The organism is Actinomadura sp. NBRC 104412 (assembly GCF_030269515.1).
Classification (GTDB): domain Bacteria; phylum Actinomycetota; class Actinomycetes; order Streptosporangiales; family Streptosporangiaceae; genus Spirillospora.
The window spans coordinates 1-255 of the sequence record NZ_BSTM01000120.1 but is presented as its reverse complement, the minus strand read 5'-3'; the positions used below and the strand labels follow the sequence as shown (position 1 = coordinate 255).

The window sequence follows — 255 nt, the reverse complement described above, 5'->3', positions numbered from 1 at the left end:
GACCCGTTCCATGATCACCGACGTCGGCATGTCGGGGAACTCCGCCAGCAACGCCCGTATCTGCGGTTCGACCGCGTCCACGATCGAGCCCTTCACGGCCCGCACATACCGAGGCGGCTCATGCGAGGCCAGCGCCTTACGCACCGTATTCCGCGAGATCCCGAGCCTGCGAGCGATCGCCCTGATCGCCAGCCCCTCAGCCCGGTGCAACCGACGGATCTCCGCCCAGTCCTCCACCTTCAACACCTCACCAGG

At 66.7% G+C, this 255-nt stretch carries 1 protein-coding gene; it reads right to left on the bottom strand.

Annotation, left to right across the window (positions count from 1 at the left end):
• Positions 1-246 (bottom strand): helix-turn-helix domain-containing protein (locus QSK21_RS35990; RefSeq protein WP_285702230.1); only part of this gene is annotated, 246 nt, incomplete at its 3' end.
• Between the last annotated feature and the right edge of the window lie 9 nt (positions 247-255).